11 protein-coding genes and 1 pseudogene are annotated in these 15,152 nt (G+C 41.8%); 2 read left to right on the top strand and 10 right to left on the bottom strand.

The window, feature by feature from the left end:
* Window position 1 precedes the first annotated feature (1 nt).
* Window positions 2–785 (top strand): annotated as a pseudogene (locus ACX27_RS25880) (RDD family protein).
* Window positions 786–1,022: 237 nt separating this feature from the next.
* Here the strand turns inward: ACX27_RS25880 and ACX27_RS25875 are convergent.
* The 6 genes from ACX27_RS25875 to mfd all read right to left on the bottom strand — a co-directional run bounded on the left by ACX27_RS25875 (window position 1,023) and on the right by mfd (window position 6,938).
* Window positions 1,023–1,256 carry a hypothetical protein gene (locus tag ACX27_RS25875; protein ID WP_062296649.1) on the bottom strand — a complete coding sequence of 78 codons (234 nt, stop codon included), beginning with the start codon at window positions 1,254–1,256 and terminating at the stop codon, window positions 1,023–1,025.
* A gap of 303 nt (window positions 1,257–1,559) precedes the next feature.
* Window positions 1,560–2,144: a Shedu immune nuclease family protein gene (locus ACX27_RS25870; RefSeq protein ID WP_062296647.1), complete on the bottom strand. Its 585-nt coding sequence runs from the start codon at window positions 2,142–2,144 to the stop codon at window positions 1,560–1,562.
* A gap of 110 nt (window positions 2,145–2,254) precedes the next feature.
* Window positions 2,255–2,818 carry a Uma2 family endonuclease gene (locus tag ACX27_RS25865; RefSeq protein ID WP_062296645.1) on the bottom strand — a complete coding sequence of 188 codons (564 nt, stop codon included), beginning with the start codon at window positions 2,816–2,818 and terminating at the stop codon, window positions 2,255–2,257.
* A gap of 15 nt (window positions 2,819–2,833) precedes the next feature.
* Window positions 2,834–3,172, bottom strand: a complete 339-nt coding sequence (locus ACX27_RS25860) for a DUF5615 family PIN-like protein (RefSeq protein ID WP_062296643.1) — start codon at window positions 3,170–3,172, stop codon at window positions 2,834–2,836.
* Entirely contained in the window at window positions 3,169–3,393 is a 225-nt protein-coding gene (locus ACX27_RS25855) for a DUF433 domain-containing protein (RefSeq protein ID WP_062296641.1), read from the bottom strand. Before ACX27_RS25855 ends, ACX27_RS25860 begins: the two co-directional genes overlap by 4 nt.
* Before the next feature lie 35 nt (window positions 3,394–3,428).
* Window positions 3,429–6,938, bottom strand: a complete 3,510-nt coding sequence (gene mfd / locus ACX27_RS25850; protein WP_062296639.1) for a transcription-repair coupling factor — start codon at window positions 6,936–6,938, stop codon at window positions 3,429–3,431.
* Between the two features lie 350 nt (window positions 6,939–7,288).
* Here mfd and ACX27_RS25845 point away from each other — a divergent pair, with 350 nt between their 5' ends.
* Window positions 7,289–8,617 (top strand): hemolysin family protein, encoded by a 1,329-nt coding sequence (locus tag ACX27_RS25845; RefSeq protein ID WP_062296637.1) that lies wholly within the window; start codon window positions 7,289–7,291, stop codon window positions 8,615–8,617.
* Between the two features lie 96 nt (window positions 8,618–8,713).
* Here the strand turns inward: ACX27_RS25845 and ACX27_RS32000 are convergent, their stop codons facing one another.
* From ACX27_RS32000 to ACX27_RS25825, 4 genes are all read right to left on the bottom strand, one after another.
* Entirely contained in the window at window positions 8,714–10,921 is a 2,208-nt protein-coding gene (locus tag ACX27_RS32000) for a beta strand repeat-containing protein (RefSeq protein ID WP_062296634.1), read from the bottom strand.
* 556 nt (window positions 10,922–11,477) lie between these two features.
* Window positions 11,478–12,659 (bottom strand): aldo/keto reductase, encoded by a 1,182-nt coding sequence (locus tag ACX27_RS25835; RefSeq protein ID WP_062296633.1) that lies wholly within the window; start codon window positions 12,657–12,659, stop codon window positions 11,478–11,480.
* A gap of 260 nt (window positions 12,660–12,919) precedes the next feature.
* Complete coding sequence (locus ACX27_RS25830; protein WP_062296631.1) at window positions 12,920–13,168, bottom strand: hypothetical protein; 249 nt, start codon at window positions 13,166–13,168, stop codon at window positions 12,920–12,922.
* 730 nt (window positions 13,169–13,898) lie between these two features.
* Window positions 13,899–15,122, bottom strand: coding sequence for an HhoA/HhoB/HtrA family serine endopeptidase (locus ACX27_RS25825; protein WP_062296629.1), 1,224 nt, complete (start codon window positions 15,120–15,122; stop codon window positions 13,899–13,901).
* Between the last annotated feature and the right edge of the window lie 30 nt (window positions 15,123–15,152).

Below are 15,152 nucleotides of genomic sequence, written 5' to 3'. Positions count from 1 at the left end.
TATGCACTTTTTTAACCGCGTTAAATTCCGCACCCCCGAAAGCGTCGAACTAGAATTTACCCTCGCTGGGATAGGAAACCGTGCTTGGGCTTTGCTAATTGACTATCTGGCATTAGCTGTAATTATATTAGTGTGCATCTATGTCTGGATTTCTCTATCTGGTCAGTTAGCTGATATTTTGGAAGGACAAGAGGCTATTGGTTCGCAAGTAGGACTTTGGCTAATTGCCATTACCTTTTTACTTCTCTTCGGAATTTACGTTGGTTATTTTGTATTTTTTGAAACCTTATGGCAAGGGCAAACCCCAGGAAAACGCTTGGCGAAAATTCGGGTTGTGCGAGATGATGGTAGACCCGTTGGGTTAGCGCAGACAACTTTACGCGCCTTACTGCGGCCTTTAGACGAATTTTTCTTTCTGGGGGCTTTTTTTTATTATGTTTAGCAGCCGTGAAAAACGCTTGGGTGATTGGGTTGCTGGTACAATTGTGATTGAATCTGAAATAGCCGCACCATCAGCAACTTTCACCATATCAGAACAAGCAAATTCACTGTATACAGAATTGCTAAATATTGCTGATTTATCTCAATTATTACCAGATGATTTTGCCGTAATTCGAGAATACTTGCAGCGACGTGGCGCAATGGCAACCAAATCAAGAGTAGCACTTGCTTCTAAATTAACTCAACAAGTAGCAGCCATTGTTAACTTAGATAACTTGCCAGCAGTTGCTCCTGATATCTTTTTAGAAGCTGTTTATTTAGCTTATCAACACAAAGAATTTTAGTCTTTGCTGAACCAGCCGCGCGGATGGGTAGGTGTAAAAAATCATTTCATACAGCAATTTCAACTAAGACGTACCTTGCAGCGATCGCTCACAGGCTGTTTACACGCTTGTTCTTTCAACTCTTGCAAAGACATACGAAAACACTCTAACAGAGGTTGGATCTCAATTTTAGTACATTTGACTATTGGGTTTGTTAGTGTAAAAACTAACTAGGGAGAAGACGATCGCGCTACCTTCTTAGAATTGAGACAGCAGCCTATTATTTGGATCTAACTCTTGGGTTTTGCCTGTACGATATTCAGCCATCGCTTCCGATGCAAGTTTCGCAAGTAAGTCGGGAGAACTAGCAAAAGCTTCATCCCAACGGCGTTCATCTTCTAGTTCTTCTAGAATCATAGCTGCGATCGCATCTTGCTCATCAGCAGGTAAAGTTTTCAATCGAGATATAGCGTATTCTAGTAGCTCAGTCATAGCTGTTTATCTTTAAAAAAGTCCAAGTATTAATTATCTATAATTGCTCAGTTACTTATCTTGGAAACAACAAAGCTATTTTAATTTTTTTGCTTTTTCTTATATGTTTTCCCTTTTTCAGATGTCATTTTACCGTTGTAAGAAAGTAATTTTCCCTTTTCCCAATCTTCAATATCGTAACCACGCCCAATTAGTAAGCTTTTCTGCTCTGGAGTAATCTTTAAATTTTCAGGTAATAGACTAGCGAATAGAAGAGGTTTTGTTTCATGTAGATATTTTATTTCAAAATAATTTCTACTAAGCTTAAGAACATTTTTTTTTAAATTTAGGGCTATGTTTGTAGTAGGTAATTAAGCTGTCGTATGTGCATATAAGAATATCATCATTACAAAGACTAGCTAATCTATCCCTCATCCCCTGATTTACAGATTTTTGTTCATTTCTACCAATCACTAATAAGTATTTAAAAAAAATAGGATTATGCCGAAGAGGTATAGGTATAATAAGGGGATTCAGTCGTCTTAAAATTTCATTTTTATTTTTAGCTATAAACTCTTGCCAAGAATGAATTTGTGACATTGCTTCAGTCATTGCCGAAGTCGGCACAATCTTATTTTGGTCATTTCGGAAGAGTTCTTTATGTGGATGTTCTAGCTCGACTAAAACAACATACCAAAAATCTGAAGACTTTGTTAAGTAAACAAAATCAGTCACTAAGGATGTGTCTAAAGGAAATTTAGATATGATTGAACTGAAATGAATATGATGGTTCAGAAGAAATGGTGTGTAAAACAATTCAGTATTTTTCTCAATAAAATCTTGGCAGTTTTGCTCTGTCACGTCATTTCGGTTCAATAGTTCCTGAAATTCGATAGCAATATCAGACATTGGACATTAACACTATATAATAAACTTTTCTAAAATTACTCTAAGTTAAACTAATTAAAAATCAATGAATCCAAATTTTATAGATATTTTTTAATATTCATTTTGGTTTTTTATTCCAATAACCAACCGAATAAATCACCGACCGTAAGCTGTAACTCACTTGCAAAATATGGAACAGGAAGTAACTGCTCTGGCTTATCAAATAACTCTGGTGGCTGGTTTGAGAAATAAACAAATACTACTCTTTCACTTGGGTCAATCAACCAACCCATTTGAGTTCCATGCTTCAAGGAATGCAATATTTTAGCAATGACCTTACTTTGGCTTTGCTCAGGAGAAAGGATTTCAATTATCCAATCGGGAGCTAGTGCAAAAACATTTGCCACACCTCCGTTCTCATTTCGCGGAATTCTCTCCCACAGGAACACAGATACATCTGGAACGATCGCACGTCCAGCAAAAGTGCAGCGCAACTCTGGAAATGCTCGTGCAATTTTCTGCGGTTTCGTAACTCCATTGATGGTGATGATTAGTTCACCTTGAATTGTGCTGTGTTCACCCTGTGGCATAGGTTTCTGAATAATTTGAGCATCAATGTATTCACTGGCAGGTTTAGTTTCTGGTAGTTTGAGAAACTCCTCTAATGTCAAATTTTTGGCTGTTGTCTGTACCATTGGGGACTACCTTTCCTATTCTCCACTGATTTCTACTAACTTTTCACCTGTTCGTAAAAGCTCTAATGCTTTTGGTAAAGTAGCAATTAAAATCTCTTGTAACCGAGAATTTGATGTATTTCCGCACGTCAACCAGATAATTTGCGGTGGTGTTCCCAGACGCTCAACCAAGTCAACAAAGTCGCTATCTTTAGTTACAAAGATAACTCCTTGAGTTTTTGCTGCCTCAAAAATCTCAAGGTCTTCAGCATCTCTCAGACCAACATCGCGTAAAGCTAAAGCTGTTATACCAAAAGTGTTGCTGATCCAAGTTGCAATTGCAGGCGATAAATGTGCATCTATCCAGATTGTCATGCTACTAACACTGGATGATTCAGCTTCCGCGAAGCATATAGTAGTGCTGCTTTGAGGTCATCTGCTTCTAGATCAGGCATTTCTTCTAATATTTGTTCTGCATTAAGTCCAGCAGCAAACAAGTCTAATACATCTGACACCCTAATTCTCATACCTCGAATACATGGGCGACCGCCGCATTGTTTGGGATTAATTGTAATTCTGCTCAGTAAGTTTGACATATAGTTCTAGTGGGTGATTAGTCCTAATCTACTATTTAAACAACAGCAGCCTCTGCGATCGCTCCCTGCATTCTCCCCATTGCATCAATCAAACTTTGCAATTGTTGGTCGGCTTTCATTACAGCTAAACCGCGGACTGTGACTTTACCAGGAGAGTAAACAAAGCGTGTTTTGAGATGTTCTGGTAAGTTTGCTGCAAGTAAATTCCATGCAGGTTCTTCCATTGGTGTTTCTAAAATTACGTGTTGTTTGTTCTCTGGTTTGATGCGGCTAAATCCTAATTTTTTCGCTACTTGTTTCAGTTCCATGACGCGCAAAAGTTGATTGGCGGGGACGGGTAAAGTACCATAGCGATCGCTCCATTCAGCAGCAATCTGCGTTAGTTCATCTTTCGATTTCGCCGCAGCCACCGCACGGTAAGCACTCATCTTTTGATCAATATCTGGAATGTAATCGGCGGGAATAAATGCGGTGAGGTTGAGGTCAATTTGCGTATCATCAACTTGGGGAATTTCTTGACCGCGAATTTCTCGAATCGCCTCTTCTAACATTTCCATGTACAAGTCAAAACCGATCGCATCCATTTGACCGGATTGTTCTGCACCTAGCAAGTTACCCACGCCTCGGATTTCCATGTCGCGCATTGCTAGTTGATACCCGGAACCGAGTTGGGTAAATTCTTGTATTGCCCGTAACCTTTGCCGCGCCGCATCAGATAAGGTGCGCTGCTTGGGATAGAATAACCAGGCATGGGCTTGAATACCTGCACGTCCAACACGACCGCGTAATTGATATAGTTGCGATAGTCCAAAACGGTGCGCGTCTTCGATTAGGATGGTGTTAACACGGGGAATATCTAACCCAGATTCAATAATTGTTGTACATACCAAGATATCTGCGTCACCATTGCTGAAGGTGAGCATGGTTGATTCTAACTCGCTTTCGTCCATCTGCCCGTGAGCGATCGCAAATCTCCCTCCCGGTATCATCTCGCGCAATTTGGCTGTAGTTTCTTCAATCCCTTCAACTCGCGGAACTACATAAAACACCTGTCCGCCTCGGTCTAGTTCTTGACGAATTGCACTGCGGACTGTTTCGGGATTCAGGGGTGAAAGGTGAGTTTGAATTGGTCGGCGGGTTGGGGGTGGTGTGGTAATCAAACTCATTTCCCGAATACCAGATAAGGACATATACAAGGTTCGGGGAATGGGTGTGGCGGAAAGTGTTAGTACATCAACCTGAGTTTTCAAAGATTTGATTTTCTCTTTTTGGTTCACACCAAATCTTTGTTCTTCATCCACAACCAACAAGCCTAAGTCGCGGAATGATACGCCTTTACCTAAAAGTTGGTGTGTACCCACGACGATATCTAACTCACCTGTTGCTAATCGCTTTTGAATATTGCGACGTTCTTCAGCAGTACGGAAGCGGTTGAGTAAGCCGACATTCACAGGATAAGGTGCAAATCGTTCTTTGAGGGTGTGGTAGTGTTGCTGGGTGAGGATAGTTGTAGGTGCTAAGAGTGCGACTTGTTTACCAGCCGTCACAGCTTTAAAAATCGCGCGGATTGCAACTTCAGTTTTGCCGAAACCAACGTCACCACAAACTAACCGATCCATTGGGCGATCGCTTTCCATGTCGCGTTTGACATCTTGGACAGCTTTAAGCTGGTCGGTGGTAGGTTGGTAAGGGAAGGAATCTTCCATTTCCTCTTGCCAAGGCATATCTTGAGGATAGGCGTAACCTTGTTGCTGCGATCGCGCTGCATACAATTTCAGCAAGTCTACTGCTAATTTCTTAATAGCTTTGCGGACGCGGTTCTTGGTATTGTCCCAAGCCTTCCCAGTCATTTTGTGCAGTTCTGGGGGTTTATCGCCTGTGGCGCGGAACCTTGACAAAGAACCAACTTGGTCAGCCGCTACCCGTAAAAGCCCATCAGCGTACTGCACGACGATATAATCACGGGTTTCATCGTTAATCGTCAAACTTTCCAGCTTGACAAATTTACCAATCCCGTGGCTTCTGTGAACTACATAATCTCCCGGACGCAGTTTATTCGGGTCAACTTGCTTAGAAGCAGCCTTACGCCGCTTGCGGATATATCCTGGCGTGGCGAGGGAGTGCTGACCGTAAAATTCGCGGTCGGTGACAACTACCAAGCGGTAAGTCGGCAGAATAAATCCTTCCAGTTCCGCCAAGCCCGAATATTTTAAGGCGACTGGTACATGATTGATTTGCTGCTTTTCAATTGCTTGGTAGTCGCGCGGGTTGGGGATAAACTGCGCCGGACAGTCGTGTTCTTGTAATAGAGAGACAGAACGGGAAGGTTGGGCGGAAATTAGCCAGATCGAGAAATTGCGATCGCGTTCTTGTCTTAGCGTCTCGGCAAGTTTACCAAACTGATGCGGTGTAACTGGTACAGACCGACTCGCTAAATTAATCCCGTTGTTTTCTTCGGCAATTTCCGATAAATAAACAGTTGGAAATTGGGTAACTTCCGCCAGACAATCATCAAACGACCGATGGATTTTCGGTAATTGTAGAGAACCTAAATCTAATTCCCCAGTCCCTAGCGACCATTGTTCCTCGGCATTTTCCACCCAGCGATCGCTATGGGCATGACACTGTTCTGGTTCATCAATAGCAATTAAAGTATTTTCAGGTAAATAATCTAAAATCGATGCGGGTTTTTCAAACGCCAGCCCCAAAAACCGCCGACTTCCTTCTAAAATCCCTGTTTCTTCAGTCTCAAGTTCTGAGTCAGTATTTAACTCCTCTTTCAAAACTTGGAACTCAGCATTATCCTTAAGTGCATCCAGGATGATCGGAGTGAAGCTCGTCGGTGTAAGCACGACTTGGTTAATTTTGTCAAGAGCAGAACGCTGAGTTGACGGGTCAAATTCTCTAATCTGCTCGATTTCGTCGCCAAACCACTCTAAGCGTACTGGCAATTCTGAAGAAACAGGGAAAACATCAACAATATCACCACGTCGACTCCATTGCCCTTCTGTTTCAACTAAAGGTACTCGCTCGTAACCCAAGGTTGTAATTTTGGTACTGAAGGTATTCAGGTCAAATTCCATTCCTTTGGTCAAGGTTAGACTTAGAGGTGTAAAAGCCTCTGGTGGCGGCAAATGCGGCTGTAAAGCTCCCGTAGTAGCAACCACCGCTATGGTTTTATTTTGACCATTAACTGTTGACTCTTGACCCTTGACCAAATCTGCCAAAACCTGCATTTGTCCCCAGGTCATTTCAGTTTCGGGGTCAAAAGGTTCGTAAGGAGATGCTTCGGAAGTTGGGTAGAAATGTACTGTTGACCAGCCCATCGCCTCTAATTGAGCGTAGGCGCGTCCGGCTTCCTCCAGCGTTGCACAAACAACAAATAAATTCCTTCCTGAATTTTGTGCTAGTGCCGATGCTACCAAGCCCTTGGGTAGACGGGGAATACCATTTAAGCGTAAATCTTGTTGCCGATTGAGCTTAGAAAGTAGTTCTGTGGTGAGTGGCGATCGCGCCAAGGCACGCACAATCGAAGAAAATGCCATAAGTTCTACTAGAGGTGGAAGTCTTCAGTGATAAGAAAATTTATAGGTAGTTTATGTTCACTATTTTAAAAGGGTTAACACTCCACTTATTACTTCTGTGGAAGAATGAGGAAGTATGAAATATGAAGTATAAAGTATGAAGTATATGGCTATAGTCAGAGAATTTAGATATTTTCAAAGGGTAAATTCCGCGATTAGTAGTACTTTGACCTTCTATCTCCAAGTCTAGATTTCAGTCTTGAGTCTTTCGCCTTTTTTGGTTAAAGCATGTATGTCAGCACTTGAATAACGTTTAATACTAGATACTAGGGGTTAAGCATAGTTCGCTCCCTATAGCGGCAAATCCAAACATGTCCTCCATCACTTCTGAAATTTTAATCATTTTGCTTCTAATTATTGCCAACGGGATCTTCTCGATGTCGGAGATGGCTGTTGTCTCAGCGCGGAAGGTCAGGCTTCAGCAGCTTGCTAATCAAGGAGATGCTAGAGCCAGAGCAGCATTGAAACTAGCAGAGTCTCCCAATAATTTCTTATCTACCGTTCAAGTCGGAATTTCCTTGATTGGTATCCTGACCGGTGCTTTTGGGGGAGCGACAATTGCTAACCGTCTGGCAATCTATGTAAAACTTATCCCCTTTTTAGCTCCCTACAGCGAACCATTATCTTTTGGGATAGTCGTTTTAATTATTACGTATTTATCTTTGATTATTGGGGAATTAGTGCCGAAGCGGTTGGCATTAAACAACCCAGAAAGAATTGCGGCGTTTGTTGCTATACCAATGCGGGCTTTAGCGGCTATAGCTTCTCCAGCAGTACATTTATTAAGTGCTTCTACAGAATTGGTATTGCGGCTTTTAGGAATTACCCCTTCGGAAGAACCACAAGTCACAGAAGAAGAAATTAAAATCTTGATTGAGCAAGGTACAGAAGCCGGAACCTTTGAAGAAGCCGAACAGGATATGGTAGAACGGGTGTTTCGTTTAGGCGATCGCCCTGTTAGTTCTTTTATGACACCCCGCCCTGATATCATCTGGCTAGACTTAGAAGACACCGCCGAAGAAAACCGTCAAAAAATGACTGAAAATGGTTATTCCCGGTATCCAGTTTGTCAGGGAGGCCTTGATAATGTTCTGGGGATCATCCCTGTCACTGATTTACTCGCTCGCAGTTTTCGTAATGAAGCTTTAGATTTAACAGTAGGATTGCGTCAACCTGTATTTGTCCCAGAAAGCACCCGTGGCTTGAAAGTGTTGGAGTTATTCAAGCAAACTATCACCCACATGGCAATTGTGGTGGATGAATACGGCGTAATTCAAGGATTAGTCACTCTTAACGACATTATGAGCGAAATTGTCGGCGATGTTCCCGCCGATCTCGACGAAGATGAACCCCAATATGTGCAGAGAGAAGATGGTTCTTGGCTGTTGGACGGTATGTTACCTGTAGAAAAGTTTTTTGAAATTTTTGAGATGGAAGAATGGGAATCTGACGAACGTGGTAGCTATCAAACATTGGGAGGTTTTGTCATTACCCATTTAGGCCGCATCCCCGCCGCCGCCGATCATTTTGAATGGGAAGGGATGCGGGTTGAGGTGATGGATATGGATGGTAATCGAGTCGATAAGGTTTTAGTTGTGCCAATGATTGATAAAACACAGGCAAATAAAGAAACAGAATAAAGACTAAAATCGGAAATTTTAGTCTTCATGCTTCATTTGAAACCTTGTGATTTGCGCCACAAGGTTTCAAAGCTTAATGATCCAAATTTCTAGGGATTAGGACACATAACTAAAATAGCTGGCTGTCAAGTTTAGTCCTGAAATTCCTTGTGCGATCGCAATCAATTCATCAGTAGCGTTGAAAGTTCCATTACCATTACTATCAAAGTAAATAGATGTTCCTGTGATGCCAGTGATTGGTGATGTTCCCAGGAAGTAAGAACTTGCTGTACCTCTGAGTTGGATTCTATCTTCAGCAACGTTGAAGTCCGTAATCAAAGCGTAATCATTTAGACCAGCATTGGTGTTATTGCCATCGTTGTAGAAAACAGCACTACTGTTACCCAGGATAAATAAATCGCTGTTGTTACCACCAGTAAGACTGTCTCTTGTTGATCTACCAAGCTCACTACCAAAACCATTGAGGGTATCGTTACCATCACCACCCAAAATTGTATCGTTACCACCGCCACCAATTAAGGTATCATTTCCAGTTTCACCATTCAGAGTATTACTGGCACTATTACCTGTGATAGTGTTGGCTAAACTGTTTCCTGTACCATTGATGGCTGACGTACCAGTTAAGGTCAAGTTTTCCAGATTCGCCCCTAGAGTGTAGCTGATAGATGATTGGACTGTATCTGTGCCTTCGTTGAGGTTTTCAGTTACCACATCACCAGTACTATTAACTACATAGTTATCATTACCAGTGCCACCAATTAGCGTATCACTTCCAGTTCCGCCATTCAGGCTGTCGTTACCAGCACCACCATTGAGAATATTGTTACCGCTATTACCTGCGATCGTATTATTTAAGCTATTTCCTGTACCATTGATGGCGGCTGTACCAGTTAAGGTCAAGTTTTCCAGATTCGCACCTAGAGTGTAGCTAATTGAAGAACGCACAGTATCTATTTCTGTGGCTGATGTCGAGGTTTCAATCACTACATCTCCCACACTATCTACTACATAGGTATCGTTTCCTGTACCACCGTTGAGTATATCGTTTCCTGTACCACCATCAAGGGTGTCATTACCTGCACCAGCCTCAATTGTGTCATTACCTGCACCGCCTCTAATATTGTTATCGGCCGGAGTGGCAGAAGTAAAGCGAATCGTGTCGTTACCACTGCCAGCTGTGACATTCAAGAAAAATTCAAAGCCTTGATAAGTGTCGCCACCAGAAACCAGAGTCGCCAAGGTACTACCATTGATAATCAAGGTTCTACCTGTGGTATCTGCGGAGAAATCGGCATCCACAAGAGTATCAACCCCTGCTCCACCATCGACTGTATCTGCTCCGGCTCCTTGAGTAATAATGTCATTACCCGCGCCACCATTGAGTTCATCATTCCCAGCACCACCATTGAGAATATCGTTCAATACTCCACCAAACAGTTGGTCGTTACCACTACCACCTGTGATGTTGAACTGCTCAATGTTGCTGTAAAATGTGCGGTTACCTGTGGTGATATAGGAATTCCCCAATCTAGTGATGTTGGTTGACAAGCTGGAGTAATCAATGACGACAGTATCAATCCCAATTCCGCCATCTACTTCGTCTGCTGTTCCTAATCCCGCACCCAGGATGTCGTCTCCGGCTCCACCATTAAGTTGGTTATTTTCCTGAATTGTCGTGGCTTGACGAATGTTGTCATTACCACTACCAGCAGTGATGTTGCGTAAAAACTCCAAACCTTGATAAGTGTTGCCACCAGAAACGATGGTGGCGAGGGTGCTACCTGTGATAGTTAAGGTTCTACCTGTGGTGTCACCAGAGAAATCGGCATCCACAAGAGTATCGATTCCTGTGCCACCATCGACTGTATCTGCTCCGGCTCCTTTGGTAATTAAATCGTCACCAGCACCACCATTGAGTACATCATTACCCGCGCCACCATTGAGTTCATCATTCCCAGCACCACCGTTGAGAATATCGTTCAATACTCCACCAAACAGTTGGTCGTTACCACTACCACCTGTGATGTTGAACTGCTCAATGTTGCTGTAGAATGTGCGGTTACCTGTGGTGATATAGGAATTCCCCAATCTAGTGATGTTGGTTGACAAGCTGGAGTAATCAATGACGACAGTATCAATCCCAATTCCGCCATCTACTTCGTCTGCTGTTCCTAATCCCGCATCTAGGATGTCGTCTCCAGCTCCACCGTTGAGTTGATCGTTGCCTCCAAGACCTCTAATAATATCGTTGTCTGGAGTGCCTGGAAGTATATTATTACCACTGTCACCCGTAATAATTGCCATAAATCTACGCAGCCTCAGAAGTATATTAAAAAAAAGTTTGACAGCACCGATCTTTTTTCTTGTGTCAAGCAATCAACTAATTAATTTAATTTTTGATGTCTAAATTAATAAGCTTTTTAAACATGAGACAGTAAGCCTAATTTAGCTCTTATTTGTGCTAAATTAAGCATTTGTATGCTTGGCAAAAAACGTTTTAACGCTTGAGTATCTTATCCTTAATATCGGAAAATTTTCAAGTACTTTTGATGGTGCTATTAATACATTGCTCAGAGAAAAATCAATGTTTTATTTTATAAAAAAAATAAAAATAAATTTAATGTAGTGGCTTTCCAGTGTGTCAGTCACAACAAATAAAGAATTGAGAAATGATTAAAAAATATTTAAAATGTAGAGTGCATCATTTTCTGATATGACGAAATGTCTTAAACTGACGCACTCTACTAGGCGCAATTTTAGGATAATTTAGTTTTTGGTGTTACTTTAACTGCCAGTAGAAGAGGATGGACACAGATCAACTCGGATAATTAGTATTTCAGCAAATTATGAAACGCCATATCTATTGTTGTGACAATCGCTTCACTTCCTCTCCACCCAACATTTCATGGGCTTTTGCCAAAATTCGGGGAATTTTCTGGGCGTGCGGACTCAGGATAAGACACTGGCGTAAATCTACTTCGTGGAGTTTATCTGCTTTGTTTCCTGGAAACCAATGACTAGCATTACCCATGAGGTTGTAACGGGTTTTGGCATAGTCTACCAAATCGTAAGCATTGGCTAAATTCCATAACAACAAAATCATTGGGATATTTATACCGCCGGGAGTGTGTTCCCAGGTTGGTAAGTTGATATGCCAAGTTTTTACCCAATCTTCGCCGAGAGAAGCGATCGCTTCTTCTTCTAGTCTCGCTAAAATTGGTGGTAAAATTTCGGAAGATTCATCTAATAACGCTAAAGTCTTCAAATGTTCATCAAAATCTTGGGGTTTGGCTGCACCTAAACTCAAGGTATGCACCTGAGAATGACTCAGACAAAACAAGTCATTAAACACCATCGGACTCAACGGCGCACAAAGATTCACTAATTTTTGTGGTGGGTTATATAGCTTTCCTCCTTTATCAGAAGGACTAATAATAAATACGCCCATATCCAGGCGATTAGCAGCTAAAATAGCAGGCCAATTCCATTGATTAATGTAGTACCAATGCAGATTTACATAATCAAATTGATTGGTATTAATTGCCTGCATAATTAAATCTGTAGCACCGTGAGTAGAAAAGCCAATAAATCTGACTTTGCCCTCAGCTTGTAATTGTTTTGCAACCTCCAAACAACCGCCAGGACGAATGCCATAGTCTAGTAATTCAGCATTATTAATTCCATGCAAACTAAACAGGTCTACATAATCTAACTGAAGATACTTGAGCGATTTTTCAAATGTTTTGCGGAATTCTTTTGCATCAGCTACTGGTGAAACTTTAGTTTGGACAATTAATTGTTTTCGCGGAAACTTGGGCAGAATTTTCCCCAATTGCATTTCCGAGCTACCATAACCACGAGCAGTTTCAATATGATTAATACCGAGTTCGATGGCTCTGTGAATTGTAGCTTCGATGTTTTTCTGGTTATCTGAAGGAATATCTGACCAAGAAACATCTTGCCATTTGAACTGGTATCTCATACCGCCGCAAGAAAACACCGGCATTTGTAATTCTGTGCGTCCAAATCTTCTGTATAGCATTAGTGGATTGTTTGGATTACCCCTTAGATTGTAAAAGGGTTTATTGGTTAGATGTTCCCCAATCGATAGCATCTCAGTAAGTCATAGAAATAAATGATACTAAAAAAATAGACCAACATATTCCAAGGATTTGTTAGTCTAAAGCTCAAATAACCAACTATTTCAGCAATTGCTTATTGTTCTATCTAGTTACAGTATTTGCACCCAGTTTATATTTGCTATTATGCAACTTTATTACAGCTGTAATCACAAACCACTAATTAATATCTTTCGTAGCGACCAGGAACCCAGCGCCGACCGCGTGGTGTTCTTTCCCAGTGCGCTGGAACCCATCTCTGGCGAACAACTTTGCGGACAACAACAGGTTTACGTCCAACAGGTTTAGGTACAACAACAGTTCGGTAGTTATCACGTCTGATAATCACCGGTGCTGCTGATGCTTGGGTTTGCACAGCAAATATTGAGAGTGGTAAAGCTAGTAAAGCTCCAGCAAGAATACGTTTCATCATTTTCACATCTCCTGAAGTTTCCTTTTGTTGAGTTATCTACAGCCTTATTGAAGAATTTGTAAATTACAACCATGAGCAGACCAGAGAAAATACTTTGAAATAACAGTGTTTCCTTTTACGGAATTTCACTTATAATTAAAGTATTTACACCATAATCCTGGTATAAATTTTTTTCAAATTCTCAATAATATTGCTGGTTAACTTTCATATTCAGTTTAGAAAACTCAGCAAAAATTCGGATGTGAAAAAAGTCCTGATTATAAGGTGACTAAAGTCATAAACCAAGATGGTTCATACTAAGTTGCAGTGACTTGAGAGTAGGGATTAGTAATACTATTTCTGCAAGCAACTTGATTCACATCTTGCACCAAGCGACTGAAGTCGCACGCCAGATGCTTCAAGTCGGGGAACCCGCCCAACGCACTGGGTCGGCTACACGAACAAAACCCGCCTGCGCGGGTTCAAAACTCGTGACTTGACGTTAGTCCGCGTGGTGCGCCAAGCGCAGCGCAAGCGCGATAGGCGGACTTGGTTTTTATAGCCGCGAATTCCATTCCTCAGGGCTAGGTGCAAGATATGTGTTGATAAAAAATGATTTACAAACATCTTTCTTCCTTGTCTCCCTCGTCTCCCGTGTCTCTTTCATTCTTATATCAAAACTGCCATCACTCAAAAAAATATGGGAATAAGCCTGCGCCTACCCCCATTTTCAGATATCTGAAATTAGAACTTACGAAGTAGCGTTTTGTAACTCAGCGGTGCGTACTGATAACTGTTGTGTTTGACTACCTCTTTGGATTTTTACTTGTAAAGCTTGACCAAGATTGCTATTCTCCACAAAGTTTTGCAACTGTTCAGCATTGGTAATTGGTTGGCCCTCTATTTGCAGGATGACATCACCACGGCGAATACCAGCTTTAGCGGCTGGGGAATTGGGGACAACTCGCATCACTAAAACTCCGTTCACTTCTGGAATTTCAAATGTAGAATTTGGGTCACTGTTATTTTGTTTCGCTAATTCTGGGGTTAAGGTAACCATCTGCACACCTAAGTAGGGGTGAGCAACTTTACCATCTCTTTCCAGTTGGGTGGCGATCGCTTTAGCTTTATCAATGGGAATCGCAAAACCAATACCCATCGCATCAGCACGAATCGCGGTGTTAATCCCAATTACTTCACCACGTTCATTCAACAAAGGGCCACCAGAGTTACCAGGGTTAATGGCTGCGTCAGTTTGAATGAAGTCTAGGCGTTTATCAGAAATTCCCACTTGGGCGCTAGAACGCTTGAGTGTGCTGACAATGCCTAAAGTCACTGTATTATCAAAACCTAAAGGATTACCAACTGCGATCGCCCAGTCTCCCACTTGTACAGCATTAGAAGAACCCAATGGTGCAACGGGTAAATCTTTCCCAGCGTTAATTTTGACCACCGCTAAATCTGTCACTTCGTCAATACCTTGAACTTTGCCATCAAAGGTACGACCATCCTTGAGGCGGACTGTGACTCTATCGGCTTTATCTACAACGTGGGCATTAGTTAAAATCAAACCACTTTTATCAATAATGAATCCCGAACCTAAACCACGCAGTTGTTCTGGTGGTAATTGTTGAGAATAACCATCACCAAAAAATTGCCGGAAAAATGGGTCTTCCAAAAATGGGTCAACACGGCGACGCGTAATTGTGCGTTCTGTGTCAATTCTCACCACTGCTTGACCGACTCGATTCACCGCCGCCGTCACAAAACTACTATTACCAATAGCCGCAGTCGCTGGTGATTGTTTTTGGGCAATTAGTTCTGGTGTATCATCAACCTTAACTGAACTGGGTGCAGGTTCCGCCAGGGAAGGTAACACCTGCAAAGTGCTAACCGTGAGCAAGACTCCCAAAAATATGGCGAAAATATGGGTACTAAGTCTACGTATAGAACGGGTTATTTTGGACAATCGCATAATCGCAACCTAAATTTAAGAAGCCGAATT

It is taken from the genome of Nostoc piscinale CENA21, from assembly GCF_001298445.1.
In the GTDB taxonomy this organism is placed as follows: Bacteria; Cyanobacteriota; Cyanobacteriia; order Cyanobacteriales; family Nostocaceae; genus Nostoc_B; species Nostoc_B piscinale_A.
Note: the sequence above shows the minus strand (reverse complement) of the source record. Positions and strands in the feature narration are given on the sequence as shown.